General features: G+C 61.3%; 24 protein-coding genes and 1 pseudogene. 11 read left to right on the plus strand and 14 right to left on the minus strand.

The window, feature by feature from the left end:
- The first annotated feature begins 3 nt into the window (after positions 1-3).
- Together flgH and AC1RKJ_RS06270 are read left to right on the plus strand one after the other, a co-directional pair.
- Entirely contained in the window at positions 4-762 is a 759-nt protein-coding gene (gene flgH / locus AC1RKJ_RS06265; RefSeq protein WP_492790211.1) for a flagellar basal body L-ring protein FlgH, read from the plus strand.
- Between the two features lie 291 nt (positions 763-1,053).
- Entirely contained in the window at positions 1,054-2,235 is a 1,182-nt protein-coding gene (locus tag AC1RKJ_RS06270; RefSeq protein WP_492790212.1) for a GGDEF domain-containing protein, read from the plus strand.
- Positions 2,236-2,337: 102 nt separating this feature from the next.
- On the opposite strand, the gene dksA is transcribed toward AC1RKJ_RS06270, so the two are convergent.
- Both dksA and AC1RKJ_RS06280 read right to left on the minus strand, forming a co-directional pair.
- Positions 2,338-2,703 (minus strand): RNA polymerase-binding protein DksA, encoded by a 366-nt coding sequence (gene dksA, locus AC1RKJ_RS06275; RefSeq protein WP_006021432.1) that lies wholly within the window; start codon positions 2,701-2,703, stop codon positions 2,338-2,340.
- A 301-nt stretch (positions 2,704-3,004) separates the two neighbouring features.
- Positions 3,005-3,409 (minus strand): flagellar assembly protein FliX, encoded by a 405-nt coding sequence (locus AC1RKJ_RS06280; protein WP_492790213.1) that lies wholly within the window; start codon positions 3,407-3,409, stop codon positions 3,005-3,007.
- 330 nt (positions 3,410-3,739) lie between these two features.
- On the opposite strand from AC1RKJ_RS06280, the gene AC1RKJ_RS06285 reads away from it, so the two are divergent.
- The 4 genes from AC1RKJ_RS06285 (at position 3,740) to AC1RKJ_RS06300 (ending at position 6,234) form a co-directional block, all read left to right on the plus strand.
- Complete coding sequence (locus tag AC1RKJ_RS06285) at positions 3,740-4,822, plus strand: flagellar basal body P-ring protein FlgI (protein ID WP_492792658.1); 1,083 nt, start codon at positions 3,740-3,742, stop codon at positions 4,820-4,822.
- The gene (gene flgJ / locus AC1RKJ_RS06290) at positions 4,822-5,163 is read left to right on the plus strand and encodes a flagellar assembly peptidoglycan hydrolase FlgJ (protein WP_492790214.1); all 342 of its coding nucleotides are present in this window, start codon (positions 4,822-4,824) and stop codon (positions 5,161-5,163) included. Before AC1RKJ_RS06285 ends, flgJ begins: the two co-directional genes overlap by 1 nt.
- A gap of 21 nt (positions 5,164-5,184) precedes the next feature.
- A complete protein-coding gene (locus AC1RKJ_RS06295; protein WP_492790215.1) occupies positions 5,185-5,673 on the plus strand; it encodes a hypothetical protein in 489 nt (162 codons plus the stop codon).
- Positions 5,674-5,871: 198 nt separating this feature from the next.
- Positions 5,872-6,234 (plus strand): hypothetical protein, encoded by a 363-nt coding sequence (locus AC1RKJ_RS06300; RefSeq protein ID WP_492790216.1) that lies wholly within the window; start codon positions 5,872-5,874, stop codon positions 6,232-6,234.
- A gap of 20 nt (positions 6,235-6,254) precedes the next feature.
- Here the strand turns inward: AC1RKJ_RS06300 and AC1RKJ_RS06305 are convergent, their stop codons facing one another.
- The 5 genes from AC1RKJ_RS06305 to AC1RKJ_RS06325 all read right to left on the minus strand — a co-directional run bounded on the left by AC1RKJ_RS06305 (position 6,255) and on the right by AC1RKJ_RS06325 (position 10,946).
- Positions 6,255-6,620, minus strand: a complete 366-nt coding sequence (locus AC1RKJ_RS06305; RefSeq protein WP_492790217.1) for a hypothetical protein — start codon at positions 6,618-6,620, stop codon at positions 6,255-6,257.
- 24 nt (positions 6,621-6,644) lie between these two features.
- On the minus strand, positions 6,645-7,010 hold the full coding sequence (gene flaF, locus AC1RKJ_RS06310) for a flagellar biosynthesis regulator FlaF (RefSeq protein ID WP_492790218.1): 366 nt from the start codon (positions 7,008-7,010) through the stop codon (positions 6,645-6,647).
- A gap of 3 nt (positions 7,011-7,013) precedes the next feature.
- Positions 7,014-7,394, minus strand: coding sequence for a flagellar biosynthesis repressor FlbT (gene flbT, locus AC1RKJ_RS06315; RefSeq protein ID WP_492790219.1), 381 nt, complete (start codon positions 7,392-7,394; stop codon positions 7,014-7,016).
- Between the two features lie 160 nt (positions 7,395-7,554).
- A complete protein-coding gene (locus tag AC1RKJ_RS06320; RefSeq protein WP_492790220.1) occupies positions 7,555-9,120 on the minus strand; it encodes a flagellin N-terminal helical domain-containing protein in 1,566 nt (521 codons plus the stop codon).
- A 272-nt stretch (positions 9,121-9,392) separates the two neighbouring features.
- Positions 9,393-10,946, minus strand: a complete 1,554-nt coding sequence (locus AC1RKJ_RS06325; RefSeq protein ID WP_492790221.1) for a flagellin N-terminal helical domain-containing protein — start codon at positions 10,944-10,946, stop codon at positions 9,393-9,395.
- 309 nt (positions 10,947-11,255) lie between these two features.
- On the opposite strand from AC1RKJ_RS06325, the gene flbT (AC1RKJ_RS06330) reads away from it, so the two are divergent.
- Positions 11,256-11,690, plus strand: coding sequence for a flagellar biosynthesis repressor FlbT (flbT, locus tag AC1RKJ_RS06330; protein ID WP_492790222.1), 435 nt, complete (start codon positions 11,256-11,258; stop codon positions 11,688-11,690).
- A gap of 78 nt (positions 11,691-11,768) precedes the next feature.
- Here flbT (AC1RKJ_RS06330) and AC1RKJ_RS06335 read toward each other — a convergent pair whose 3' ends face one another.
- The 5 genes from AC1RKJ_RS06335 to AC1RKJ_RS06355 form a co-directional block, all read right to left on the minus strand.
- Positions 11,769-13,280 (minus strand): flagellar biosynthesis protein FlgL, encoded by a 1,512-nt coding sequence (locus tag AC1RKJ_RS06335; RefSeq protein ID WP_492790223.1) that lies wholly within the window; start codon positions 13,278-13,280, stop codon positions 11,769-11,771.
- Between the two features lie 7 nt (positions 13,281-13,287).
- On the minus strand, positions 13,288-15,183 hold the full coding sequence (flgK, locus tag AC1RKJ_RS06340) for a flagellar hook-associated protein FlgK (RefSeq protein ID WP_492790224.1): 1,896 nt from the start codon (positions 15,181-15,183) through the stop codon (positions 13,288-13,290).
- Between the two features lie 61 nt (positions 15,184-15,244).
- Positions 15,245-17,065 (minus strand): flagellar hook protein FlgE, encoded by a 1,821-nt coding sequence (locus AC1RKJ_RS06345; RefSeq protein ID WP_492790225.1) that lies wholly within the window; start codon positions 17,063-17,065, stop codon positions 15,245-15,247.
- Between the two features lie 184 nt (positions 17,066-17,249).
- Positions 17,250-17,768: a peptide-methionine (R)-S-oxide reductase MsrB gene (gene msrB, locus AC1RKJ_RS06350; RefSeq protein ID WP_492790226.1), complete on the minus strand. Its 519-nt coding sequence runs from the start codon at positions 17,766-17,768 to the stop codon at positions 17,250-17,252.
- A gap of 181 nt (positions 17,769-17,949) precedes the next feature.
- The gene (locus AC1RKJ_RS06355) at positions 17,950-19,371 is read right to left on the minus strand and encodes an NAD(P)/FAD-dependent oxidoreductase (protein ID WP_492790227.1); all 1,422 of its coding nucleotides are present in this window, start codon (positions 19,369-19,371) and stop codon (positions 17,950-17,952) included.
- Positions 19,372-19,505: 134 nt separating this feature from the next.
- Here AC1RKJ_RS06355 and AC1RKJ_RS06360 point away from each other — a divergent pair, with 134 nt between their 5' ends.
- Positions 19,506-20,036 carry a SixA phosphatase family protein gene (locus tag AC1RKJ_RS06360; protein WP_492790228.1) on the plus strand — a complete coding sequence of 177 codons (531 nt, stop codon included), beginning with the start codon at positions 19,506-19,508 and terminating at the stop codon, positions 20,034-20,036.
- 143 nt (positions 20,037-20,179) lie between these two features.
- Positions 20,180-20,605 (plus strand): universal stress protein, encoded by a 426-nt coding sequence (locus AC1RKJ_RS06365; RefSeq protein WP_492790229.1) that lies wholly within the window; start codon positions 20,180-20,182, stop codon positions 20,603-20,605.
- A 164-nt stretch (positions 20,606-20,769) separates the two neighbouring features.
- On the opposite strand, the pseudogene AC1RKJ_RS06370 reads toward AC1RKJ_RS06365, so the two are convergent.
- Positions 20,770-21,030: pseudogene (locus tag AC1RKJ_RS06370) on the minus strand (transposase); the annotation flags it as partial.
- A gap of 363 nt (positions 21,031-21,393) precedes the next feature.
- On the opposite strand from AC1RKJ_RS06370, the gene AC1RKJ_RS06375 reads away from it, so the two are divergent.
- Positions 21,394-24,408, plus strand: coding sequence for an autotransporter family protein (locus AC1RKJ_RS06375; RefSeq protein ID WP_492790230.1), 3,015 nt, complete (start codon positions 21,394-21,396; stop codon positions 24,406-24,408).
- A 75-nt stretch (positions 24,409-24,483) separates the two neighbouring features.
- Here AC1RKJ_RS06375 and AC1RKJ_RS06380 read toward each other — a convergent pair whose 3' ends face one another.
- Positions 24,484-25,122: a hypothetical protein gene (locus AC1RKJ_RS06380; protein ID WP_492790231.1), complete on the minus strand. Its 639-nt coding sequence runs from the start codon at positions 25,120-25,122 to the stop codon at positions 24,484-24,486.
- Between the two features lie 123 nt (positions 25,123-25,245).
- On the opposite strand from AC1RKJ_RS06380, the gene AC1RKJ_RS06385 reads away from it, so the two are divergent.
- Positions 25,246-25,680 carry a hypothetical protein gene (locus AC1RKJ_RS06385; RefSeq protein WP_492790232.1) on the plus strand — a complete coding sequence of 145 codons (435 nt, stop codon included), beginning with the start codon at positions 25,246-25,248 and terminating at the stop codon, positions 25,678-25,680.
- Positions 25,681-25,765: the final 85 nt, after the last annotated feature.

Genomic DNA, 25,765 nt, shown 5'->3' on the forward strand with positions numbered 1-25,765 from the left:
GTCATGTCGAAGTTTCACCTGTTCAATCGCATCGTTGTCGCCGGCAGCTTGTTGGCGCTCGGAACTCTGGCCAGCGGGTGCTCGTCACTGGATCGCCTCGCGGCGATCGGCGAAAAGCCGAAACTGTCCGCGATCGACAATCCGACGGCGCAGGCGGGTTACAAGCCGGTGTCGATGCCGATGCCCGCGCCGCAGCCGGCCTCATTCAATCCGAATTCGTTGTGGCGGAACGGCTCACGCGCCTTCTTCAAGGATCAGCGCGCGCATCAGATCGGCGACATTCTCACGGTGCAGGTCAACATCACCGACAAGGCCAACATCGCCAACGAGACCCAGCGCAGCCGCGCTAACAAGGAAGATTCCAGCATCACCAATTTCTTCGGCATCACCAAGGTGCCGCTCACCAATTCCGCGATCCCTCCCGGCAAGCTGCTGACGACGGACTCCACGTCGTCCAGCGACGGCAAGGGTTCGGTCAACCGGCAGGAAGCGTTGCAGACCAATGTCGCCGCCGTGGTCACGCAGTTGCTGCCGAACGGCAATCTCGTGGTGGAAGGCAAGCAGGAAATCCGCGTCAATTTCGAAATCCGCGAACTGATCGTCGCTGGCATCGTGCGGCCGGAAGACATCCAGAGCGACAACACCATCGACTCCAGCAAGATCGCGCAGGCCCGCATCGCCTACGGCGGACGCGGCCAGATCACCGACGTGCAGCAACCCCGCCTTGGCCAGCAGGTCTCCGACATCCTGCTGCCGTTCTAGTCGCAAATTCCCCGCCGCGAGTTTCGGAACTTGCGGCGGCCAGACCGGCGCCCCTCCCGCGCCTTCTCCCGGCTCCCACACCATGCGGCGAACCTAGGCGCAGCACGGTGTAATACGACACGGCTCCGCGTCAGCTCCCCTGACGCGGAGCCGTGCTCGTTTCTGACTTCTTTTTCGGCAGACATCGCAGCCACGAAAAAACCATCAGACAAAACCGCACACGGTAACCATTTGATCACCCTGGAAAGCGAATGACACTGCGCGTGTTGGTTCGATAACGACCATTGACGTATGAAGAGCGCCAAGTCCAACGGTATCCGTCATATGTTTCTCGATCAGTTATCCGTTCTCGTCGCCATCGGCTTTTCGGGCGCGTCGCTCGGCCTCACATTCTTCATGATGTGGGCGATCGGGCGATCCGAGACGCATCTGCTGATGTGGTCAGTTGGACTTGTCCTTATCGTCGTCGGCGTTGTTTTCTTTGGCGCCGTCGTCGAGCAGTACAATTCGGGATTGCTGCTGACCTCTTTCCTGTTTCTGATCGCTGGATTCGGACTGCTTCACGCCGGTTGCGCCAGATTTTGCTCCGGTCAGACTAGCCGGACTTCGACAACTGTGTCTGTCGCCCTTTCGTTCATCTCGATATCGACAGCTTTCGCGCTGGGCTATTCCGGCGTCGGAATAATGATCGGCAACGTCGCGATCGGCATCCTTCTCATAATGACTGCGCGTCACTATTGGCTTGCTCGCGCGGAATCCCCCCTTCTGATGACAGCCAATGCAGTATTCTGCGCGGCTACGGCGGCGTCATTCATTGCATGCGGTTACGCGCTCGCCGAACAGGGCCAGATCGTACTCACGTCCCGGCCTGCGAACTGGGCGGAAGATATTAACTCCATCATGGCGATTGCCGGATTGAGCGGTATCGGAGCCCTCAGCCTCACCCTCAATCAGATGCGCATTGCGGACGGCCACAAGTCGGATGCAATGAAGGACGCCCTGACCGGTCTCCTCAACCGGCGCGCGCTATTCGATGACCCGCTGGATGTTGCTCCTGCCGGAACGGCTGTGGTCATGATGGATCTGGACTACTTCAAGACAATCAACGATCGCTTCGGACATGATTCCGGCGATCGGATATTGAAGGCTTTCGCCGACCTGATCCGTGCAAATATCCGCGCGAACGACCTCGCAGCGCGCATGGGCGGCGAGGAGTTTTGCATCGTCATGCCGGACTCAAGCCCAAAGGCTTCCGCCGCTGTCGCGGATCGCATACGAGCACAGATCGAGGCAACGGTTGTGCAGACCGCGAATGGGCCGATCCGCGCAACGGTGAGCGCCGGCATCGCCATTCGCTCGACTGAGCCGCAAACACTCCAGTCGCTGCTGAACAATGCGGATGCTGCCCTTTATGAAGCCAAGGCTTCGGGCCGCAACCGTGTTCAGATCTCCGGCTTCAGCGTCGCCGCGTGATCTGACGGCGAACGATTTTCAGCGACGACAAAAAAGGCCCGGCCACCGTTTCGGTGACCGGGCCTGTTGCAATCATCGGCGGACAACAATGAGCCGGCTGTCCTATTCGTCGCGATAGACCTTCTCGCGCTTTTCGTGGCGCTCCTGCGCCTCGACCGACAGCGTCGCGATGGGACGCGCTTCGAGCCGCTTCAGCGAGATCGGCTCGCCGGTTTCTTCGCAATATCCGTAGGTGTTGTCTTCGATCCGCTGCAAGGCGGCGTCGATCTTGGAGATGAGCTTGCGCTGGCGATCGCGCGCGCGAAGTTCGATGGCGCGATCGGTTTCCGATGAAGCACGGTCGGCCAGATCAGGATGATTGACGTTCTCTTCCTGAAGCTGCTGAAGCGTGGTCTTCGATTCCCGGAGGATCTCTTCCTTCCAGTCGAGCAGCTTCCTGCGGAAATACTCCCGCTGACGCTCGTTCATGAAAGGCTCTTTTTCCGAGGGCCTGTAGTTCTTCAACTTTTCCAAGTGCGGTCCATGTCGACGTGCAAGGCGGGACGGAAAACGTCCCGCGCGCCGGAGCTTATATAGCGGCGGCCTGTGACAGACAATATCGCCTATATCCCGGAAATTACGCCGATATGCTCCTTTTGGCGGCCCTTCCACAGGGAACATCGCCTGCCCGGCTGTGCGGGAACACCGGTCGCCCGAACGCAAACGGTCCGTGTCCGGCGGCAATCTCTTAAGGCTGGGGGGTGCCGACCGGGCCCTGGCTGGCCGGCCTTTACTGGCCGGCTTTGGCGAGTTCGACTTCCACGCGAAGCTCGATTTCGGATAGCACCTGATCCAGACCGGGATCGCCCGACGTGGTTTTCAGATCGGCTGCGGCAGTGCGCAGGCGGGCGATGGTGTTCGAATCGAAGGATCCTGCGAGCAAGCCGATCTTGAGATCGTCGAGCACACCAAGCGCGGTCCGGCCCCGGGCGACGGAGCGTTTGCGGCGCTCCACCGAGTCTTCGACACCCTGCATGGCCAGCAGCGCGTCGATTCCGCTGGCGGCGCGCGGCGGCGCAGCAGAGCGAGTCTCCGCCGCTGTGCCGATGTCGAGGGTAAATGTTGTCGAGCTTGAACGCCGGGCGGTTGCCGCCGGCGACGCCAGGTTGGCTCCATTGGGTCCGTAGATTCGCATCGTGCTATCTCGCAACGGGTCGGAGACCACCGGCATCAAGCCTATATCGATCCGCGGAACCCACGCCTCAAAGTGAACGTTTATGGTTAACGAGAGGTAAACGACCCGGCAATTTATGCCGGATACGGCAACTTCGGCGCGAGGACCGCGGTGCGCAGTCCCGGTGTATTCCAGAATTATCGATATAAACCAGTATCTTATAGACATCACAAGCTCTGGCACGGCCCTCGCATAGTTAATGCCGGACCAGCCTCGTGGGGAGCACGGGGTACGGGCCGCAGAGACCTCAGCGGGGAGCAGAGGATGTTTCGGACTTTTCAGGCAGCCTGCATGGCCATCGCCCTGCTGACCGCCTTCAGCGCACCGGCCGATGCAACGTCGCGGATCAAGGATCTCGCGAACATCGAAGGCGTGCGCCAGAACCAGCTCATCGGTTACGGCCTCGTGGTCGGCCTCAACGGCACCGGCGACACGCTCAACAACATCCCTTTCACCAAGCAGTCGCTGCAGGCGATGCTTGAACGCATGGGCGTCAATATCCGCGGCACGACGATCCGCACCGGCAACGTCGCCGCCGTGATGGTCACGGGCAACCTTCCCGCGTTCGCCACCCAGGGCACCCGCATGGACATCACCGTGTCCGCGCTCGGTGATGCCAAGAGCCTGCAGGGCGGCACGCTGCTGGTCACCCCCCTGCTCGGCGCTGACGGCAATGTCTATGCGGTTGGACAAGGTTCGCTGACAATCGGCGGCTTCTCCGCTGAAGGCGCAGCCGCCAGCGTCACCAAGGGCGTGCCGACCAATGGCCGCATCGCCAACGGCGCACTGGTCGAGCGCGAGATCGAATTCGCGCTGAACCGTCTGCCCAACGTGCGTCTCGCTCTGCGAAACGGCGACTTCACCACCGCCAAGCGCATCGCTGCGGCCGTCAATGATTTCCTCGGCGCCAAGACCGCCGAGCCGGTCGATCCCTCCACCGTGCAGCTCAGCATTCCGTCCGAATTCAAGGGCAACGTGGTGGCACTGCTCACCGAGATCGAACAATTGCAGGTCGAGCCAGATGTCGGTGCGAAGATCATCATCGACGAACGCTCCGGCATCATTGTGATCGGCCGCGACGTCCGCGTCGCCACCGTCGCGGTCGCGCAGGGCAACCTCACCGTCTCAATCTCCGAAAGCCCGCAGGTCAGCCAGCCCGCGCCATTTTCGAACGGCCGCACCGTCGTCACGCCGAACACACGGGTGGGCGTTCAGGAGGACGGCAAGAAACTCGCCGTCGTCAAGGACGGCGTCTCGCTGCAACAACTGGTCGATGGCCTCAACGGCCTCGGCATTGGGCCACGCGACCTGATCGGCATCCTGCAAGCCATCAAGGCTTCGGGCGCCATCCAGGCCGACATTGAGGTGATGTGATGAGCATCACCCCGACGCTGACAAAGGCTCCGACGACCTTCACCGGCGGCCGTCCCGACCTCTTGCTGCAGGATGCGCTGACGAAAGTCTCGCCGCAGGCGCAGGCCAAGGCGAAAAGCCAGGCGCAGGATTTCGAGGCGGTGTTCCTGAATTCGATGTTTTCGCAGATGACGAGCGGCATCAAGGGTGACGGTCCTTACGGCAACACACCCGGCACCGGAGTCTGGCGCTCGATGATGACCGAGCAGTATTCGAAATCATTCGCGCAAGCCGGCGGCGTTGGAATTTCCAACGACGTCTTCCGCACCCTCATTCTTCAGCAGGCCAATCGCGCCGGCTAAGCGCATCCGAAGGGACGCCGCATGACATCTCAGCCTGGAAAAAACTCACCCGCCGCGCCTGCTCCGGCAGCGACGCCCGTCGAAGCCCGCAAGCTGGCCGAGGGCCTCATCCAGATCATGGGGACGCTGCTCAGCATCGTGGAGCGCGAGACCGAACTGGTTCGCGCCGGCAACGTCCGCGAGGCCATGGCGCTCGAAACCCAGAAAAGCGAAACGTCGCGGCAATATGTCGATGCGATTTCCAGGCTGACGCGCAGCCGCGACTACCTCATGCAATCGACGCCGGAACTCCTGACGGCGCTGCACCGTCATCACGACACCTTCCGCGCGATGCTGCAGGTCAATCTCACCGTGCTGGCGACAGCCCACGCCGTGTCCGAAGGCATCGTGCGCGGGGTCAACAGCGAGATGCAGCGCCGCCATCTTCCGAACGGCTATACGGCCGCCGGACATCGCGCGACGCCGGGGCCGCGTCACGTCACGCCCCTCTCCGTTAGCCGCTCGCTTTAGGTTTTTCTCCCGCCCGAAATTGCGAGGCGCATGGCATTGCCATGCGCCTTTATATTGCGTCGGGGATAGCCGCACCGCGAAACGCATCCACTTTGATTTAAATCACCGCAGAAACGTAAGGAAGGAATTCAGACGGTTCCGCTCATAATCGGTTCCGGAGGGTTGGGGTTTAGACGCTAGAGGAAGCCAGAGGCTGCCATGAGCGCGGATTTCAACATTAAACCGGTGGGGGCATCGGTTGCGGCGACCTACGTTGAACCTGCATCCAATGCAGCGAAGACGGCTGTCCCGACGCAACTGCCGCCCGACAAGGCCGTTACGGCTCCGGATGCGTCATTGCAGGCGCGCAATAATTCGCAGGCGGAAACCGACAGGCTGTCGCGTCAGGTCGTCATCGATCGCGCCTCGGCCGAAATCGTCTACCGGACGGTCGATAGCAGAACCAGCCTTGTGGTCCGCCAGTTCCCCGACGAAGCCCGGCTGCGCGCCCGTGCCTACCTGCGGGCGCTCGACGCGGCACGGCAGGATAACATGCACCGGAATACGGATCTGAGGGTCTGAGTGTTTCGCGCGCCCGGTGCTTAGCTCTGGGTCGCGTAAGCCGTCTCGAGCGACTGGGCGCCGGTGGCCGCATTGGTCATCACGGTCTTGATCTGCGCCGTGCCGATCTTCGTCAGCGTGAACTTGGAATCGCCGATCTTGAAGGAATTGTCCTTGATCAGGACGTCCTGGTATTTGACGGTCGCGCCGCTTTCGTACCTGACCTTGGCGCGAAATCCGATGACATTCATCACCTGGACCGAGAACCTGTCGTTGTTGGCGTATTTCCCGCTCCACGTTCCTTCGTAGTTCGCCGCCTCAACAGGGACATAGGGCGTCTTCGACAGGTTGACGTTGGAGCCGACCGCGACGTAGTTCGATGATATAATGCTGAGAAGATCGGCCATCGTCCGTCCTCGCGTTGAAGCGCGTCAAGCGCGGCCGGACAGTCCCGCCGCAAGATTACAGTTGATGTCGATGAGCGGCTTCAATTTCTCGGGCTGCGGATTGAGCTGCAATTCCGCGGTCTGGGTCATGACGAAAGTACCGATATTGGCGATGTTCTGGCGCACCTCGATGGTCTGCGGATTCTCGTCGCTGGTGACTGCGCTCAAGAGAATCGACCAGAGCTTGCGGTTGAAAAGCAGCGCCTCGGCGAAATCCGTATCCGGATGATCCCAGTTCGACATGACGTTCTGGAGTTTGTTCGCGGCCTTCAGGAGTGCCTGCGCTTCAATCTCGCGAGGAGATGCTGTCGTGCGAGCGGTCTTTGCGTAAGCCTGAGCGGCTGTAGACATTCATCACCTCGATAGGAGTTCGTCTTCGCGACTTATCAGTTTCCTGATTTCTCTTAGAGCTTTGTAAAGATAACCGCTTAAAATAAGATTACTTGCGACTTCAATATGTTCGCGAAAACTTGGCACAGCTTCCAGCAGGTCTTTGACGAAGCCGAGATAGAGTTCCTGATACTTCGGAATGTCATTCTCGAGATACATCTGCTGAATGCAGAGATAGATCCGCTTCACCGGCGTGGTGGCTGTCTCCGCCGTCAGGATATCCTTCTCGCGCAGGATCGGCGTATCCCCATCGATCAGGAACGTCGCGCGCGTGTCCGAATTGGTGATGACGCTCTGGCCGATGATGATCCGTTCAAACGGCTTGAGTTCGACTCTGAGGGGCACTTCCCGTCTCCAAAAATATCCGCGATACCCGTGGGCCGCTTTCGGTCCATCCGGTTGTTAGCTAATCAAATCCGGCTTCCAAGGAACAGTAGCAATTTAAGGCACAAAAAAGCGGCGAGGATTTGCCTCGCCGCTTTTCCGTTCAGGCTTTCGTCTTCTATTACGTCCTGAGAAGCTGAAGCACGCTCTGCTGCGACTGGTTGGCCAGCGCGAGTGCGGAGACCGCGATCGACTGGCGGGTCGCCAGCGCCTGGCTGTTCGCCGCTTCCTCGTTGGTGTCGGCAATCGTGAGATTCGTCGAGCCGGTCTGCAGCACGTTGATCAGGTTCTTCGAGAAGTCCTGGCGGATCTGCACGATCGACAGGTTTGAACCCAGCGTCGAGGCCTGCGAGCGCAGGAAGCTGCTCGCATAGTTCAGCGAGTCCAGCACCTTGTTGGTGGCGACGTTGTCGACGAAGTCGGAGCCCTGGGTCAAAGCGCCCAGACCGAGTCCGGCCGGATCGAGATTGATGCCCGTGATGTTGAGCGTGGACTTGCCGGTTTCGTTGAACACCAGCTTGAGCTGATCGCCATTGAGCAGGTTGACGCCGTTGAACGAAGCATCCTGCGAGGTCGTTTTGATCTGCTGGATGATGTTGTTGTATTGCGACACGAGGTTCGCGCGCGTTGACTGCGAATTGGAATCCGCAACCGGCGCCGAGACAGTCGCGCCTGCGAACAACTCACCCGGAGCCGTCGCCGTACCACCGATAGTGCCGATCGTCGAAGACGCTGCATCGTTGGAGGTGGTGATGGTGATCGCGCCGGTCGAAGAAATGCTTGCCTGAAGATTGTTCGGCAGCAGCGCGGCATTGAGCTGGTTGATGGTCGAGACCTGCCCGACGCCAGTACCGAAGACAATGTTGGTTGCCGGACCGCCTGTGGTCGAGGTGATGGTCAGCGTCTTGCCGGAGAATGTGGAAGTCGGCGGCGTGGTGCCGGTGGTGAGGCCGAGCTTGGACAGGACGCTGCTGGTGCCGCCAAACGCGATGCTGTTGCCCAAATCGGCGGCGGCATTGCTGACTGTGAGCTGGTTGCCAGCGGAGATGCTCGACGTGCCGCCGGTGATGCTGTTGATTGCGCTGAGAACGGTCGCGACGGTGTTGCCCGTGCTGGCGAGGCTGATCGACACGTTGCCGGTGACTGGATCGGTTGTGGACGCCGGGTCGGCCGGCAAGCCGGTCACGAACGAAATCGTCTTGCCGTTTACGGTGAACGTGTTGCCGTTGGCGAAGCCCGCCGCAGCCAGGGTGGAAGCAGCCGTCAGGCCGGCGACAACGGTGCCCGTCACGGTAGCCGCAGTGTCGGGCAATCCGAGCAGGTTGGAGCCGGACGCGCCCGCATTCGGGCCGGTCGTCAGGCTCGACTTGGTGTAGCCGACGTTGGTCTGGAGCGCCTGGTTGGCGATCGACTTGGCGCTGTCGATCAGCTTCTGCAGCGAGGTGATGCCGGTGTTCGCAGCCTGCAGGACCTGCACACCGTTACCGATACCGTCGAGAAGGTTGTTGATGTCGCTGGCGCGGGCATCGAGCCCGGCGGCCGTGAAGAAGTTGGTCGGATTGTCGAGGGCCGAATTGACCTTCTTGCCGGTGGCAAGGCGATTCTGCGTGGTGGCCAGCAAGTCCGCGGTCGATTGCAGCGACAGCAGATTCTGGCGAACTGACGCCGTGAGAACAATATCGGACATGTGAGTACCTTCCTTACATAGACAAAATGCCGGCCACCGAATCGGCGAGCTGCAATCTGAGAGCGGCGTCTTGCCCGTTTTTATAGGAGGTACGGTTTAAATTATGGTTAAGGCCGACTTAAATTGTTCCCTTAACAAAGAGTTAATCACCCGGCGGCGAGCTTGCGATGGCGGCCGCGCAGCCTTGCATAGCGGTGCATCTCCCGAAAATCAGCACATAAAAAACGGCGGGGTTTCCCCCGCCGTTCTGATCGTCTGTGGCGTTTGCGAGATCAGCGCAGGAGCTGAAGCACGCTCTGCTGCGACTGGTTGGCCAGCGCGAGCGCGGAGACCGCGATCGACTGACGGGTCGCCAGCGCCTGGCTGTTCGCCGCTTCCTCGTTGGTGTCGGCGAGCGTCAGGTTGGACGAGCCGGTCTGCAGCACGTTGATCAGGCTCTTCGAGAAGTCCTGACGGATCTGCACGACCGACAGGTTCGAACCGAGAGCCGAAGCCTGCGAGCGCAGCGTGGTGCTGGCGTCGTTGAGCGACGACAGAACCTTGTTGGTCGCAGCGTTGTCGACGAAGTCCGTGCCGGCGGTCAGCGTGGCCAGACCGAGGCCAGCCGGGTTGAAGTTGACGCCAGTGATGTTGAGCGTCGACTTGCCGGTTTCGTTGAACACCAGCTTGAGCTGGTCACCGTTGAGCAGGTTAACGCCGTTGAACGACGCGTCCTGAGCAGTGGTGCGGATCTGGTCGATGACGTTGTTGTACTGATTGACCAGGCTGGCGCGAGTGGCCTGCGAGTTCGGATCAATAACGGCCTGAGACGCTGTCGCACCGGCAAATGCAGCCGCCGTGCCACCGATCGTTCCGATGTTCGCAGAAGCGGCATCGTTGGAGGTGGTGATGGAGATCTTGCCAGTGGTGTCGATCGACGCCTGCAGGTTGTTGGACAACAGAGCTGCATTGAGTTCGTTCAGGGTCGAAACCTGACCAGCACCCGTACCGAAGGTGATGTTGGTCGCGGTGCCGCCACCCGTCGAAGCAATGGTCAGCGTCTTGCCGGTCACTGTCGAGGTCGGCGCCGTCGAGCCGGCCGTCAGACCGACCTTGGCCAGCGCACTGCCGCCAAGTGTGATGCTGCCCGAGGTGTTGCCAGCCGTAATCGTCAGCTGGTTGGTGGCGATCGACGCAGCAGCGCTACCGCCGCCGAGAGCCGCCTTGATCGCATTGGTCAGGTCCGTCGTGGTCGCAGCAACCGTCGCAGTCGTGTTCAGGTTGATGGTGCCATCCGGATCGGTGGTGCTGGCAGCAGTACCCACGCCGGCAGCCGTGACCTTGATCGTGGTGCCGTTGACGATGATGGTGTCGCCAGCAACGAAGCTGCCGCCCGTCGCGCCGGTGAGAGCCGCAGCAGACGCGAGGGTACCAGTTGCAGTACCGGTGCGCGTCGCAGCTGTATCAGGCGATCCGAGCAGGTTGGCAGCGGTTGCGCCGGTCGTCGCGAGCGAAGTGACGTTCGACTTGGTGTAACCGACAGGGGTCTGCAGCGCCTGATTGGCGATCGACTTCGCGGTATCGACCAGCTTCTGCAGCGAGGTGATGCCGGTGTTGGCGGCCTGGATGACCTGCACGCCGTTGCCGATGCCGTCGAGAAGATTGTTGATGTCGCTGGCGCGGGCATCGAGGCCGGCGGCAGTGAAGAAGTTGGTCGGATTGTCGAGAGCCGAGTTAACCTTCTTGCCGGTGGCAAGGCGGGTCTGGGTGGTGGAGAGGAGGTCGGCGGTCGACTGCAGCGAGAGCAGGTTCTGGCGAACCGAGGATGAGAGGACGATGGAAGACATGATACGCAACCTTTCTGGTGTGAACGCAAACGCAACGTGTACAAGCGTGCCGCTGGTAGCTTCGACCAGCGAGCCGAGGCACCTTGAATTCAACAATCTAAAAAGGTGTGAAGCGAATCCGCGCAACTGTCGGGATCGGCGCGTGGCGCGTGCTGCACGGAAATTGACGATTGTGCTGATTTAACGGGCTTATTCCGCAAACACCGCCATCGCGCATCGGCTTTCCTGTTTACCCCGCGTTAACCATGATGGGAAAGGATCACGGCAACTGCCGGTCAGAGTGAAACCGGCCCGCACGGGAGACATGTCATGGCTTTGAAAGTCGAACTCAAGCCGCACGAGAAGATCATCGTCGGATCGTGCGTGATCACGAATACCGACCAGCGGGCGAAGCTGCTCATCGAAGGCGACCGTCTTCCGGTGCTGCGCGAGAAAGACATCCTGACGCCCGACACGGCCGATACGCCCTCGAAGCTGATCTATCTGGCGGTCCAGCTGATGTACATTTCGCACGATCCGCAGGAGCACCACGCAGTGTACTTCGACCTGATGCGGGATGTGCTGAGCGCGATGCCGAGCGCCGCAGACCCGATTCAGGAGATCAATAACCACATCTTAAACGGCGACTATTATAGAGCGCTGAAGGAATCCAAGAAGCTGATCGCTTACGAGCACCAGCTCCTCGAACTCGCGAGGAACCAGGCCGCCGGAGCGGGCGAAGCCAGTCTTTCCAGCGCCGCTTAACGCCACACGCAGACGAATGGACGAACGGGCTTCCAGAAAGGAAGCCCTTTTCGTTTCGGGCTGGGAGCGTAAGGCGGCCTACAGGAATTTCAGCAGGCTCATCTGGTAGAGCGAGGCCGTCGTCTGATACGAGGCCTGAAGGCTGGTCTGCAGCGCGAGAATCTTCGTCGCGACTTCATCGTCCGAAATACCCTGAATCGAATCCAGCATCGACTGGGCGATCGATCCGGTCTGGGTCTGGCGATCTTTTGCAATCTTGATCGCAGACTGCGCCCCGGCGAAATCGGCCTGGATGTCCTGAATCGATTGCGTGCCTGGATGCACGGCGAGGTTATCGACCATCCGCGAGTTCAGCGCCGTCAATTGCCCGTTCGCGTTCGGGTTGCTCGCATTGGTCGATACCGCGGCATAGACCGCGATGTTCTTCAGCTGCGTAACGAACGCACTTTCATTGGCGCGCGCGCCATACTGCACGCTGATCGATTGATCGATGCCGGCGACCGCCGTTCCGCGCGCGGGATCGGTCCCGCTCTCGCCGATGTACCAGGAAACCGTATTGGCCGGCGTGCCGTTCACAAGCTGAGTGGCGGTGTTGAACGGAGGACCATCGACACGCAGCGGCGGCGACGAACTGAAGAAATTGTCGGACGCCGTGATAGCCGAGGCGGCGACCAGAGCCGTATTCGCGAGGGTGCCTACCGCAATATTGAGCGCCGCATTGAGACTGGCCGCCGTCGCCGTCGAATCCACGCCGATGGGAAAGCTTCCCGCCGGTGTCGGCGTTGTGGTCGAGGCGGTCAGCTCGATCGTCTCGGACGTGCCGTCCGGAAGGCTGAACGTGAACCTGAACTTGTCGCCATCGCTCGGATTTGTGAGGCCCAGATCCACGGACATTTCCGAAGGCGCGCCCGGAGGCGCTGCCGGAGGCGCCGGTCCCGTCACGGTTGCGCCGGCGGCTGTGGACGTAATCGCGCTTAGCTTCAAGCCGAACGGAGATCCGGCCACGTCTTCGCCGATCGTCACCGATGTCGGTGTCGGCGACGTGATCACCGTGCGGCCGAGACCGGTGGTGCCGTCCGCCTGACCACGTTCGTCGATCAGTTGATTCAATCCAGCCTGGGTGCCGCTGCCGTTCAGAATGACATCAGCCGGTTGTGTCGCCGGCGAGTCGGTGGCGCGGCCGGAAAACATGTAGCGTCCGCCGACCTCCGTATTCAGGAGCGCGATGACCTGCGTGAATGACGCCATCGCGGTTTTCTGTCCGGCGGTCTTTCCGTTGCTGTCGAGCGTCAGCGTCGCGCCTGCGGCTGCGGCCTTGACCTGGCTGCCGGCATCGCTGATTCCCTGCAACGACAAATTCGCGACATTGATACGCGTGTTGAGGACAGTCCCGGTGTCCTTGTAGCCGGCGATCGATGAAATCTGCGCGCGCAGTCCCGTCGCCGTGCCCGAGTCGACTCCAAGGCCGGCATAGGTCGTCGATTTCTTTCCCGACGCAAGCTGCTCCGTCAGCGCGTCGAGCTGGCTCTTGATGCCGAGAATCGACGAGCCGAGATACGAAGTCCTGCCGCTAACGCCATCGATTGCCATCAGACCCTCACAATACCTGCAACAATGACTGGAACATCGAATTCACCGTGGACATTACGCGAGCATTGGCCGAGTAGGCGTTTTGCAGCGCCAGCAGGTTCGCCATCTCCTCGTCGATGTCGACGCCTGACGTCGAGTCCATTTTATTCTGCAGCGTGTTGAGCACCACGTCCTGACCAGCGGACAACTGCTGTGCCGAACTTGCGGCGTTGGCCTGCAAGTTGGTGAACTGCTGGGTGAAGCCGAGCAGCGTCCCCTTATATGGCGTAGCGCTCGAGCCGACGCCGGTTGATGCCGAATAGCTGTAGGTGCTGGATGTCAGCTGCGTCAGGATGAAATCCGAACGCGTTGTGTCACCGGCCGGTGTCGCTGGACTCGTGCTGTAGACGATCAGGCGCGACGAATCCGCCAGCAGCCCCGTATTGACGGTGATCCGTCCCGCCAGTCCGGTTTGCTGGGAACCGTTCGCAGTAATCGCTCCCGTGTAAGCGGTTCCGCCGTCCGTGAATAATGCGATCTGCGGTCCGCCGCCGGTCAGCGACGTCGCCGTCGTCGTCACCGATGCGGCGTTGACGTCAGAGAGACCACCTGCGCCGTCATCCACAACGCGCAGCGTTGAGCCGGCGGGATTCGAGAACTGGATATTGGCTCCGCCCAGCGCGGCATTGAGTTGCGATACGACCGACGACATGCCGCCGGAGAAATTGACCCCGATCACTTTGTCGTTCGGATCGATCGTTGCCGTATCTTTCAGCGGCAAAGCACTCGGATCATCGACGCGGATGATCGAAACGTTATGCTGAACGCCGGTGATGCTGTCGGTATACGTCAGATGGACGACGTTGCCGGCCTGCATACCCGAAAGATCGAGATCGAATCCGGCCGGCGTACCGGGCGGCGGAACGGGCGTGGCGGGCGGGTATGCCGTGCCGCCTGTTGTCTTGTCGGACAGCGCGCTCGCCATCGCGGCCGCAAGCTGATCGACCTGATCCTGCGCCTGCACCAAGGTCTTGTCGCGCAGTTCGAGATAAGCCGCGATCGATCCGGAACGGATTGCTCCGCTTGCAACCAGATCGATGCTTCCGCCATTCGGATAGGAAATGGAGATCGTGCCGAGCGCGCTCTTCGACGGATCGGCATTCCACTGCGCCTGCGGGGTGACCAGGCCTTGCGTATTGAAAGACAGTTGCGCGGCATCGGAACCGCCGACGAGTTGCACACCCGAGGTCGTGTAAACGGAAACCTGATTGCCGTCGCCTTTGACGACGCGCACATCCATCAATCCCGACAACTGCGTGATGAATTGATCGCGCTGATCCATCAATGCAGCTGTCGCTGCATCCTGATTGGAATAGCCCTGCAATTGCCGGTTGATCTTCGCGATCTGGGTCAGCGCGGCGTTGGCCGTCGATACGGAGTTGGTCAATCCCGTTTCAGCGCTGTTGCGCAGAGCCTGAATACCTTGCGAGGTGGTGTTCAGCTGCTGCGCGAGCGCCTGCGCGGCATTCAGCACACCTGTTCGCGCCGATTGCGAATCCGGGCTTGTTGAAAGCGCCTGAAGCGCGGTCGTGAGCGAATTGAAAGCGGACTCGATCGTCGCGGACGAAGCCGGATCGCCGTAGACGCCCTGCAAATTGCTCAGGAAGTTCGCGCGCGTCCGCGTATAAGACGCGCCGGACGTTTCCGTCCGCAGCTGGCTCTGAATGTAATCGTCGAGAACGCGATTGACGCCGATGGTTTCGACACCGGCGCCGTTTCCGACCGCGGTCTGCACCTGATTGGTCGTCTTGCGGACGTAACCCGGCGTTTCCGCATTCGCCACGTTTGACGAAACCAGCGACAACGCCGCTTGGTTTGCCCGCAAGCCGGACATCGCGGTTGAAAGAGCTTGGCTCAGACCCATGACATACTGTCCATCTCAGATCGCATCACGCGACCACGCGTTCGCGATTATCGCAGCACACTTACCGAAGCACGTTCAGCAAATCCTGCGCCATCTGGTTCGCCGTCGTGATGACCTTGGTGTTTGCCGAGTAGGCCTGCTGCGTGACGATCAGCTTCGTGAACTCGTCCGCGATATCGCTGTTCGATCCCTCGAGCGCCGAACCCGTGATCGTGCCGCCCTTTCCATAAATCGCTCCACCGGACTGGTCGGTCTCCTCAAACGCGCCGCCGTCGAGGCGCTTCAGGAAGTTTGCGCCGTTGAAGGTTGCCAGCGTGATCTGCGCGAGATCGATGTTGCGGCCGTTGGAGTAATTGCCGACCACGCGGCCGTTGTCGCCGATCGAAACCGTCTGCAACGAGCCCGCCGGGAAACCGTCCTGGTGAATGTCGTTGACCTGGGCGTTGCCGTTGGCATCCGCGAACGAGGTCAGGCCGCTGACGCCGAAGTTCACGGTAACGTTGTTCAGCGTGATGCCGCTGATAGTCGGGGTGGTGAGCGTAACGGAGGCCACCGGCGGCGTGAGCTGACCGCTTGCGCTGAAGGTGAAATCGGTGCCGACGTTCAGCCATGCCGTCGCGGCGCCGGTCGCATTCGGATCCGTCTGATAAAACAGATTCCACTTGTCGGTATGGCCAGGGCCGAGCGTCGATGAATCCATCTTCGCCCAACGGAACTGAATGCTCACCGGCGAGCCGGAGATGTCGTAGCCGGTTGTCGCACCACCCGCGATCGATTCCGAAACGAATGTCGCAGCGTCGGAGCCGATCACGGTCCCGACACCCGCTGTGCCGCCGCCCAGCCGGTTCACGGTGACCGTCCCGGAGAAACCGAGCGCGGCAAACGCCGTTGCATTGCTTGAGGTGAGAACAAGATTGTTCGCCAGACCCGTATGCAACTGAACCGAGCCGTTGTTGACAGTCGAGGACAGCGCCGAGTTGCCGTTCAAGGCGTCGATTTTGTCGAGGAGATGGTCGATCGTGCTGCCGATCGGAATATGGGTCGCGTCATCCTGGTTCGGCGGAACGCTGGATGCATCGGTGAATATGATCGGCGTTCCGTTCACCGTGATCGTGTCGCCAGCGGCAAAGCCGGCTGATAGCGCGTTGACGTTGACGCCACCGGCCAGAGTGGTCGCACCATTGATCTTGGTTGGCGTGGTCAGAGCGCTGTTCATCGACGCGCCGCTTCCGACGTTGTCGAGATAAGGCAGCGGCGGCGTGCCGACTGTGCTCGGATTGACCGTAAAGTCGCCGACGTTGAGCAACTCCGAACCCGGAACGGACTTGTCGCTCTTCGTGGTCAGCGGATACGACGCCAGGTTGGCGCGATAGGTCACGGTGGTGGTCGGCTGAGCCGGAAGGAAGTCACTGCCGAATTTCAGAACCTGAGGGTTGCTGCCGGTGACGTTGCCCGTCGTGGGGTCGATCGGAATGCCTTCGAGATAGTAACCGGCGCCGTTGACGAGATAACCATTCTTGTCGAGCGTGAAGTCGCCGCGGCGCGTGTAGTTATTGACGCCGTTGAAGACCGGGCTGTTGTCGGTGAAGCTGCCGGGCTTCTGCACCACGAAGAAGCCGTCGCCGCTGATCGCCATGTAGGTCGAAACGGCGGCCTTCTGAACGTCGCCCTGCACCGTGTTGGTTTCGCGCGATGCGGTCGCGACGCTGCCGGCGAGCTGGTTGTTGGTGCCGGTCTCGGGAATCAAATCGAGGAAGCTCGTATCGATGCGTTTGAACGCCGTCGTCTGCGAGTTCGCGATGTTGCCGGAGATATTTTCCAGCGCATAGGACTGAGCACGAAGACCCGCGACGGATGTGGTGAGTGCGCCAAAGAGACCCATTACATTATCTCCAACTTCGATCCGGGCGGCCTATCCGGTGCCCATAGTCATGGCCGCATTCGAAGAAAGAGGTCGCAAGCAACGTGCCAACAAAATTAATGAAGCAAAATCAATCGCTTAAATAAAATGCCCCGGCCGATTGACCGGGGCACAATTGCCTAGCGGGCAAGAATTGCCGCTCAACTCAGGTTGTGGAGCCGTCCGCCGGTTTGAACGACAGCGCGAGGCCGTTCATGCAGTAGCGCAGCCCTGTGGGTTTCGGGCCGTCGTCGAAAACATGGCCCAGATGGCCACCGCAGCGCCTGCACAGCGTCTCGGTCCGCACCATCATCATGGTGCGATCGGATTTCTCGAGGATGGCGTTGGGCAACGCCTGATAGAAACTCGGCCAGCCGGTGCCGCTCTCGAATTTCGTGTCGGACGAGAACAGCGGCAGGTCGCAGCCGCCGCAGGCGAAGGTTCCCTTGCGCTTCTCATTGTTCAGTGGACTGGAGTACGGCCGTTCGGTGCCGGCCTCGCGCAGCACATTATACTGAGCCGGCGAGAGCTGCTTCTTCCATTCCTCCGGCGTCTTTTCGATCTCGAATTTCCCCGCTCCGGCCTTTTCGGCCGCATTGGCAGCACCGCCGAGCCCAAGCCAGCGGAATGCCGAGAACGCGGCAAGACTCATGGCGGATCCAAGCAAAAGTCGGCGGTCGATCATGGTCAATGCTCCCTGCAAATCAGAAAATGGGCTGTCCATCACGATCTACGATCCATTTCGCGAAAAGTTACAGGAACATCCCGGCGGCCGGCTCACTTTCCCGCGAGGCTGACCGCCACGGCCATGCCGGCCGTGCATGTTCCAATAACCCCGCCGCCCGACAGTTATTCGCCGATGTTATTTAGTGAGTGCCCGCCGGACCACCGCGATCCTCGTTTCGTGGCGTCGCGGAGGAGCCCTGCCGTCCGGCGGTCCTCGCTTGTGCCCTCGCCGCTGTCATCCGTGTTTCACGCGCGCTCTCGCGCGCCTGTTCGCGGCCGCGCGCACGTTCGCGGTAGCGCGACAGCGCGCCCGCCGCCGCCGAATGCCCACGCGACCACGCTCCGACCACCTGCCCTGCGACACGTCCGGCCGAACCGCCGGCCCACACCAGTTCGAACGGCGAGAACAGCCGCCAGCGGTCGTCGCCGTGGACGATGCCTCGCGCCACAATCTGACCGCCCATGGCCGTGGTGTTCAATCCCTGACGGCCAAAGCCGCTCAGCACCCAGAGTCCGGGTTGCAGTTCGCCGATCTGCGGCATCCCGTGCACCGTCTGCCCGAACATACCGCTCCAGGCGTCGGCGATCTTGACCGCTCCGAGTTGTGGGAAGATCGCCGCGATCCGTTTCTGGATGCGTACCGCGTAGCGCCGCGGATCGCCCTGCCATGTCGTCTCCGGGCTTGACCACAGCAGCCGGTCACCATCGACCACACGGAAATGATCGATGTCATGGGTATCGCTCACCGAACCCTTGAAGGTGATCGCGCTTGCCAGCCGCTCGCCGAGCGGCTCCGTCAACGCCGCGTATCGCCATGTCGGCAGCAGCGTTGCCGTGAGGCGCGGCCCGGGCGCGCCGAGATGCGCATTGCCCGCCATCACGATATGAGAGCAGCGCAATTTCGCGGACGGCGTCACCACGCGCTTGCGGATACCGCCGGGATCGATGCTGACCACCGGCGTGTCCTCGAAGATTCGCACACCGGCGCTTTCCGCAAGCGCGGCGAGGCCGTGGATGTATGTCTTCCCGTCGATCTGAAACGCCTTGGGGAAGTGGATCGCATGGAAATAGCGATCCGTCTTCAACGCTCCGCGCACGCGATCGATCTGCCAGCCCTCGATATCGGCGCCGAAATCTTCTCCGAGCGTCTGCAAGCGGCTGATGAGTTCTTCGCCCGCATCAACCTTGGAGACTTCGAGCGCGCCTTCGGTCAAAGTCATGCCGGGCATGGCGCCGCCGGTCACAGCGCTTCGGACATAGTCGGCGCCTTCCTGCGCCAGCGACCAAAGGTCACGCGCATTGTCGAAGCCGACGCGATCGATCAAATCCGAAACGGCGACACCGTAACCGGGCATGACGGTGCCGAGATTGTGGCCGGATGCATTCCAGCCGATATTGCGGCCTTCAAGAAGCGCGACGGTTGCGCCCATCCTGGCTGCTTCACGCGCGGCGGTCAGGCCGGCGAGCCCTCCCCCGATCACGCAAACGTCCACATCGAGATCGAACGTCAGCCGCGGACGGACAGGCATATCCGCCGAAGAATTTGCCGAAGACTCGTTCATGCGCTGTTCCGCAAACCGTCTCTTTTAATGACCATATTTTTGGGGTGTAACAGCGCTCGTGGCTGTAACATTGCCCGCGTGAACTTGTACACTATTTCGGCTCGTGCCCTAATCCCACCGAACGAGATCGCGACATGCGCCGTCTGATCCTGCTGCGTCACGCCAAAACCGAACGGGACGCCCCCTCGGGAAAGGATCAGGACCGCCGCCTCGACGAACGCGGCAGGCAGGATGGCGCCGAGATCAGCGGATGGCTGGCGCTTTATGATTATCTCCCCGATCTCGCGCTCGTGTCGACGGCGACAAGAACTCAGGAAACCTGGCAACTGCTTCATGCCGCCATGCCGTCGGTGCGGGCAAAGCATTTGCCTGCGTTGTACGGCGCCGACCCGTCGGAGCTTCTGAAAATGATTCACGGGACGGCAGCCGATCTGAAGTGCCTGCTGATCCTCGCGCACAATCCCGGCCTGCACGAACTGGCGCTCGGCCTGATTTCCGGCGGCGATGCGGCCGGCCGGCGTTCACTCGCCGTCAATCTGCCGACGTCGGGCGTCGCCGTGATCGATTTCGCGACCGACGATTGGGGTGACGTGAGCTTCCGCCGCGGGCGGCTCGAACGTTTCGCCAGCCCGAAACTCCTCAGGGAATGGTCCGACAGCGACTAAAGGGCACGATCCCGAGAAAGTCATGCCCCAACCGGAAAAATAAACGGCGCCGACCAGCGCCGTCGTTTGCCGCAAAGCGGCTTGCATCTTGCTGCCAACGAATTCATCGTCAGCGGATCAATGGCTTCCGAGCGGAGAGACCGATGTTTCAGTCCATCCTCGTGCCCATCGACCTTGCCGACACCGATCTTGCAAGGCCGGCCATCGAAACCGCGGCATCCTTGTCGAAATCGTCCGGCGGTGTCGTTCGGCTGGTCAACGTGATGCCGATCACGCCGGTGATGCTGGCGGAGTATGTTCCGCCCGATTTCGAACTCCAGCAGCGCCAGTCGTCGGAGGAAGCGCTGGCTATCGTGGCGCGCGAATCCGGAATCGAAAGCAGGCGCATCTCGGTCACCGTCCGGCAAGGCGGCATCTATCACGAAGTGCTGGAGGAAGCCGCCGACATCGGCGCAGACCTGATCGTCATGACGTCGCACCGGCCCTCAATGCAAAGCTACTTTCTCGGCTCCAATGCCGGTCATGTCGTGCGCTATGCAAAATGTTCGGTGCTGGTGGTGCGGCATTAATGGCTACGTCAAGAGCGATGATCGCGGTCACAACCGTCTTCCGTTCGACACTCTCTTTGGCTAGTGTTGCGTGCCGCCGGGAGGTGATCCCCATCATCGGGCGGCTGAGGTTTGGCCGGGCCGGCCAACGAAGCCCGGCCGAGCTGACCTTCGCAAGCCTTCACTTAGGGCGCGGACTCATTGGCGCGTAGCCAAATCCGGATTGATGCGAGCTTGGTGAACGCCAGATGGTTGGCTGCGAGTTTGTCGTACCGGGTCGCGACACGCCGACATTGCTTGATCTTGTTGAAGAGCCGTTCGATCAAGTTTCGCGCACGATACAGATACGGCCTGAAGCAGATCGGATCTTTGCGATTTCGTTTTGGTGAAATGTTCGCCCATGCTCCTTGCTGGCGGGCAAACCCCATGATCCAGTCCGCGTCGAACTTCGCGCGTCAGTGGTACTCCAGTCATCCGCGAAGTGGGGCCGAAAAAATGACTCGCGTGGCAATGTCAAATCGTCTCGCCTCCTGTGATATTTAGAGCGCAGTCCTTCCGAATACGAAGTGTCGGCTTAGTCGATAAACGACATTGCCGAGACTCTGTCTGGCCCCGCCGTTAGATCATTCAACTGAATGCCGCTTAACTGGTCCAAGCCGGACCGGCGCCGCAAAGGCACATGGAATTTTCAAACGTCGCTATTTGGGCGGCGGGAGTTTGGTTTGTATTATTTTTGTAGCGTCTCAAGCCTCGCGGGAAATCGTCGGAGCCGGTTGTGTGGTCAATCGCGTGCGTAACGAAATCCGCGCATGAGGCTCGATCGTCTGGCGGCTGTTCTGCTGCGTGAAGCTTGCTTGTCGACGCTAGGCTCACGCGAGGCGCTAGCCGCGCTGGTGACTGCGGGGATACTTTTCCTCGCCTTGCCGGCATATGCCGCAACCATAAACGTCGGCACCGCACAGCAACTTTCTGACGCTATCAGCAGCGCCCAGAACGGCGACGTCATCAAGCTTACAGGGAATATCACCCTCGATAGGGCTTTGCCGCTCGTGCAGGCCGACGTGACGTTCAATGGCGGCAACTTTACGCTTTCCGGTAACAGCCAGTATCGCGGTCTGTTCGTTCAGTCAGGCACTGTCGCAATCAGCGACCTCGTGATCGTCAATGTCATTGCCCAGGGCGGCAAGGGTGGTGATGGGGTAACGGCCTCTGGCAGTGGTGGTGGCGGCGGAGGCGGTGCCGGATTGGGGGGAGCGCTGTTTGTCGCCAGCGGTGCCAATGTCACGGTGAGCAACGTCAGTCTCCAGGGTAACTCCGCGCGCGGCGGCAACGGTGGCGGTAGTCCGCGAAATGATGGTGTTCTGGTCACTATAGTTGCTGGCGGTGGCGGAGGCATGTTCGGCGACGGAGGGAACGCCCATGGCATGTCGAATGGTGCTGGGGGTGCCGGCGGCGGCGGCGGCGGTCGAGCCGGCGATCCGGGTGCTAGTCCAGCTGCCTTTGGCGGAGGCGGCGGCGGCTCTGTCGTAGAATCTGCCGGAAGCGGCGGCTTTGGCGGCGGCGGCGGTGGCGCTGGCGCACTTTTGAAGCATGGACGGGGCAATGCCGCGCCCGGTGGCTTCGGCGGCGGTGCAGGCTCCCGAGAGGATTATAACATCGGTGGCTCCGGTGGGGGCGGCGCCGGTATGGGCGGTGCAATCTTCGTTCAGGAGGGCGGCACACTGGTTCTGGCCGGCGCGTTCAGCATCTCCGGAAGCTCCGTTGAGGGCGGCATGGGCGCTAATAATGGCCAAGCTTTCGGAAATGGCATTTTCCTGCAGGGAAACGGCTCATTCTCCGTCAACCCGGGTGGCGGACAAACGCAAATGATCAGCGACGCGATTGCCGACCAGACCGGAGTGTCGGGCGGCGGCGGCAGCTGGTCGCTGGTCAAGAACGGCTCCGGCACCACCATCCTCACTGGCGCCAATGCGTATTCCGGCGGCACTTTCGTTAATGCGGGCGTCCTGCAAGGCAACGCCTCAGGTCTCCAGGGCAACATCGCCAACAATGCCTCGGTGATTTTCGACCAGACCGGCTATGGCGTCTATGCCGGCGTCATGTCAGGTACCGGCACTCTGACCAAGACCGGCACAGGCAAGCTGTCGATCAGCGGCACCCAGACCTATACCGGGGCAACCACCGTCGATGCCGGCAATCTGAATGTGAATGGCTCGCTCGCAAGTTCGTCGGTGGTCGACGTCAATACCGGCAGCACGCTGTCCGGCAACGGCACGTTCGGCAACGTCAACAACAATGGCGGCAAGGTGTCGCCGGGCAATTCGATCGGCACCATCGTAATCAACGGCAACCTCAATATGGGGGCCGGCTCGGAATATCATGTCGAGATCAATGGCACGAAGAGCGACCTCATTCAGGTCTCCGGGACTGCGAACATTCTGAGTTCGACTTTCAGCATCGGGCACGACACCGATACGACATCTCCGCCGGTGCTGCCGGGCAAGACCTATACGATCCTCACCACCGTTGGGGGGCTCACAGGAACGTCGCCGAGCGTGGGACTTGCCGACTTCCCGTTCCTGAACTTTGCTCTCAGCAATGACGGCTTCAACGCTTACCTGACCACGTCGCGCGGCGCAGGCGCATTCGCCGAACTGGCGACGACGCGCAACGAGAAGATGGTCGCCAATGTGCTGGATGCGGCGGGCGCAGCCAATCCACTGTGGCAGCAGATCGTCGGCGCCAGCGAAGCGCAGGCGCGCGCGGCGTTCAGCAGTCTTGCCTCCGCGTCGTTCCACGCCAACGTAACCGGCGCGCTGTCAGGGCAGTCGCAGCATTTGCGCGACGCAGTGACCGATCGCTTGCGACAGAACTTTGCCTACGGCACATCGCTGGCGCCGGCGAGCAACGCGCTGGCCTATGCGCCGGATGCGTCCGCCGCCCGCAACGCCTATGCCGCCGATCGCAACGCGCCATTCACCAAGGCGCCGCCGGTCGCCGCGCTAACGCCTGCACAGGTCTATGCCGTATGGGCGCAGGCGCTCGGCAGCTGGGCCTCGCTGAAGGGTGACGGCAACGCGGCGAAAACGGATCATTCGCTCGGCGGTTTGCTGTCCGGCCTCGACGTCACTTTCAATGGCCAGTGGCGCGTCGGTCTAGCAGGCGGCTACAGCCAGTCGACCTTCAGGTCGCCGGATATCGCGGCGTCCGGCTCAAGCCTCAACTACCATATCGCGCTCTATAGCGGCGGGCAGCTCGGCGCCTGGGGCTTGCGCGGCGGCGCGAGCTTCTCGTCGAGCGATATCACGACGTCGCGGCAGGGCGGCGTGGTCAGCCTGCGCGGCCCGCAGAACGGCGGCTATTCGGCGGAGACGACCCAGGTGTTCGGCGAGGTCGGCTACAACACGAGGTTCGGCGTTGTTGCGCTCGAGCCGTTCGCCAAAATCGCTTATGTGCTCGTTGACAGCGGGATCAACGAAACCGGCACAGCGGCGGTGGCAGGGTCATCAAAGCTCGACACCACCTACACCACGCTGGGGCTGCGCGGCGCGACGGCGCTGACGAGCACGCTGACGGCGCGCGGTATGCTGGGCTGGCGGCATGCGCTCGGCGACGTGACCCCGGTTGCAGCACTCGCGTTCCAATCCGGCGGAGCTGCCTTCACCTTGGCGGGCTCCCCTATCGCCCGCAACGCGCTGGTGGCGGAAGCTGGTGTCGATGTTGCCGTCGCAGCCAACGCCACGCTCGGCGTGTCCTGGACCGGTCAATATGCCGACCAGAGCCATGACAATGCCGTCAAAGGCAATGTCCGCTGGAGTTTCTAAGTTCTGCAAATGTCGGTTCGTGGCACATCGCGTCATTTGGCTGTGCCGCGGATTTGGTCGTTATCACTTCCTCCATCAGGGCAGAACGTCTTCAGGCAGGGCGTCCAGCGTGTAGCCGCGCGGCTTGTTACGTCGCATGAACCCGCCGATCTGCCAGCCGAACAGCGCCGCGAAGCCGACCAGAAAAAGCGCGCCGGCGAATTCGCCCGTAAACAGTGCGCGGATCAGCAGCCCCAAAATGGCGACGCCGACCAATCCCACCAGTACAAGCCCCGCCAGATAGATGTTCGGATTGATGCCGACGACCAGCACGGCCTTGCTTTTGATCTCCGCGAGGCGGCGATGTAATTCCACGATGAACGCGCGATAGCCATTATCCTGCGGCGACATCAGCGCAACTGTGTGCCAGGTGGTCGAGTACAATGTGACGCGCTCGCCGCGCGTATCCTCGATGTCGGCCCGAAACCGACGCGACTGCATCGACACCGGACGGTACGAGAGGCGAATGGCCGCGATCTTGTCGAGCGGCCACACGCCCTTCTTTCCCCGTGACTGCCACGACAATCCATCGCCGGTGAGATCGAACTGCGAAGCGGAACCCACGAGTGACGGTTTGAAAACATATTGCGTGCCGTCGCTGGCCGGTTCCGATCCGGCGGCCTTGCCGCCAGTTGCCTTGGAGCGCAGGCCGGCGTTGAACATTTGCGAGAGCATGGCGATCCTTGGTGATCCTTGGGCGACACCGACGGTCCGGGGCTGTCTGGTTCTGTCTTGCGCGCCAGCCAGCCTCCATTCTACAAGTCATAGCAGCCCGCCGCGCCCGGACGAAACAGCCTGATGACCAAGCCAGCCTATTTCTCGCAACCGATCATTCTCGCCGGATCGATTCTGTTCGGCGTGCTGCTTGCGCTCGGCATCCACATCATCATCCAGCGCTTCAATCTCAATGTCGGCGATTTGTGGCGACCGGATGTGCCGGAATTGATCCCCGCGCGGGCGGCGGTGGCATGGTGGCTGATCGCAGGGGTGGCGTTCCTGGCGGGCTTCATCACCGCGTCGCTGATGAACAGCGCGGTCTCAGGCCAGCTTCCGCTGCGGCTGCGGCAATTCCTGATCGCTGTCGGCGTCATCATGCTCGCAGCCGCCGGTCAGGCAGCCGCGGCGCCAAGCCCGATTCCGACCCTGTCCGGCGTTCTCGCGGGGCTCGCGGCGCTCGGCCTCGGAGCGCTGATGGCATTCTGCGGCGCTAAGTTTGCGCTGCGCCGCGCCTGACGGCAGCCGTACCTACCTCATGAGAAAAGCCGCGCGGTGTTGCACCGGCGCGGCTTTTTGCCTCATTCAAGGCGCGACGAACGAA

Source organism: Afipia sp. GW822-FHT04G07, assembly GCF_058800765.1.

Bases quoted from the DNA above. Each gene is read 5' to 3' on its own strand.
- AC1RKJ_RS06385 (WP_492790232.1), top strand. From the start codon at position 25,246: ATGACCAAGCCAGCCTATTTCTCGCAACCGATCATTCTCGCCGGATCG.
- flaF (WP_492790218.1), bottom strand. From the start codon at position 7,010: ATGTCTACAGCCGCTCAGGCTTACGCAAAGACCGCTCGCACGACAGCA.
- AC1RKJ_RS06320 (WP_492790220.1), bottom strand. From the start codon at position 9,120: ATGTCCGATATTGTTCTCACGGCGTCAGTTCGCCAGAATCTGCTGTCG.
- AC1RKJ_RS06375 (WP_492790230.1), top strand. From the start codon at position 21,394: ATGAGGCTCGATCGTCTGGCGGCTGTTCTGCTGCGTGAAGCTTGCTTG.
- flgH (WP_492790211.1), top strand. From the start codon at position 4: ATGTCGAAGTTTCACCTGTTCAATCGCATCGTTGTCGCCGGCAGCTTG.
- flgK (WP_492790224.1), bottom strand. From the start codon at position 15,183: ATGGGTCTGAGCCAAGCTCTTTCAACCGCGATGTCCGGCTTGCGGGCA.
- AC1RKJ_RS06325 (WP_492790221.1), bottom strand. From the start codon at position 10,946: ATGTCTTCCATCGTCCTCTCATCCTCGGTTCGCCAGAACCTGCTCTCG.
- AC1RKJ_RS06345 (WP_492790225.1), bottom strand. From the start codon at position 17,065: ATGGGTCTCTTTGGCGCACTCACCACATCCGTCGCGGGTCTTCGTGCT.
- AC1RKJ_RS06285 (WP_492792658.1), top strand. From the start codon at position 3,740: ATGGCCATCGCCCTGCTGACCGCCTTCAGCGCACCGGCCGATGCAACG.
- AC1RKJ_RS06380 (WP_492790231.1), bottom strand. From the start codon at position 25,122: ATGCTCTCGCAAATGTTCAACGCCGGCCTGCGCTCCAAGGCAACTGGC.
- AC1RKJ_RS06280 (WP_492790213.1), bottom strand. From the start codon at position 3,409: ATGCGAATCTACGGACCCAATGGAGCCAACCTGGCGTCGCCGGCGGCA.
- flgJ (WP_492790214.1), top strand. From the start codon at position 4,822: ATGAGCATCACCCCGACGCTGACAAAGGCTCCGACGACCTTCACCGGC.
- AC1RKJ_RS06365 (WP_492790229.1), top strand. From the start codon at position 20,180: ATGTTTCAGTCCATCCTCGTGCCCATCGACCTTGCCGACACCGATCTT.
- msrB (WP_492790226.1), bottom strand. From the start codon at position 17,768: ATGATCGACCGCCGACTTTTGCTTGGATCCGCCATGAGTCTTGCCGCG.
- AC1RKJ_RS06270 (WP_492790212.1), top strand. From the start codon at position 1,054: ATGAAGAGCGCCAAGTCCAACGGTATCCGTCATATGTTTCTCGATCAG.
- AC1RKJ_RS06295 (WP_492790215.1), top strand. From the start codon at position 5,185: ATGACATCTCAGCCTGGAAAAAACTCACCCGCCGCGCCTGCTCCGGCA.
- AC1RKJ_RS06300 (WP_492790216.1), top strand. From the start codon at position 5,872: ATGAGCGCGGATTTCAACATTAAACCGGTGGGGGCATCGGTTGCGGCG.
- AC1RKJ_RS06360 (WP_492790228.1), top strand. From the start codon at position 19,506: ATGCGCCGTCTGATCCTGCTGCGTCACGCCAAAACCGAACGGGACGCC.
- AC1RKJ_RS06355 (WP_492790227.1), bottom strand. From the start codon at position 19,371: ATGAACGAGTCTTCGGCAAATTCTTCGGCGGATATGCCTGTCCGTCCG.
- flbT (WP_492790222.1), top strand. From the start codon at position 11,256: ATGGCTTTGAAAGTCGAACTCAAGCCGCACGAGAAGATCATCGTCGGA.
- AC1RKJ_RS06335 (WP_492790223.1), bottom strand. From the start codon at position 13,280: ATGGCAATCGATGGCGTTAGCGGCAGGACTTCGTATCTCGGCTCGTCG.
- AC1RKJ_RS06305 (WP_492790217.1), bottom strand. From the start codon at position 6,620: ATGGCCGATCTTCTCAGCATTATATCATCGAACTACGTCGCGGTCGGC.
- dksA (WP_006021432.1), bottom strand. From the start codon at position 2,703: ATGAACGAGCGTCAGCGGGAGTATTTCCGCAGGAAGCTGCTCGACTGG.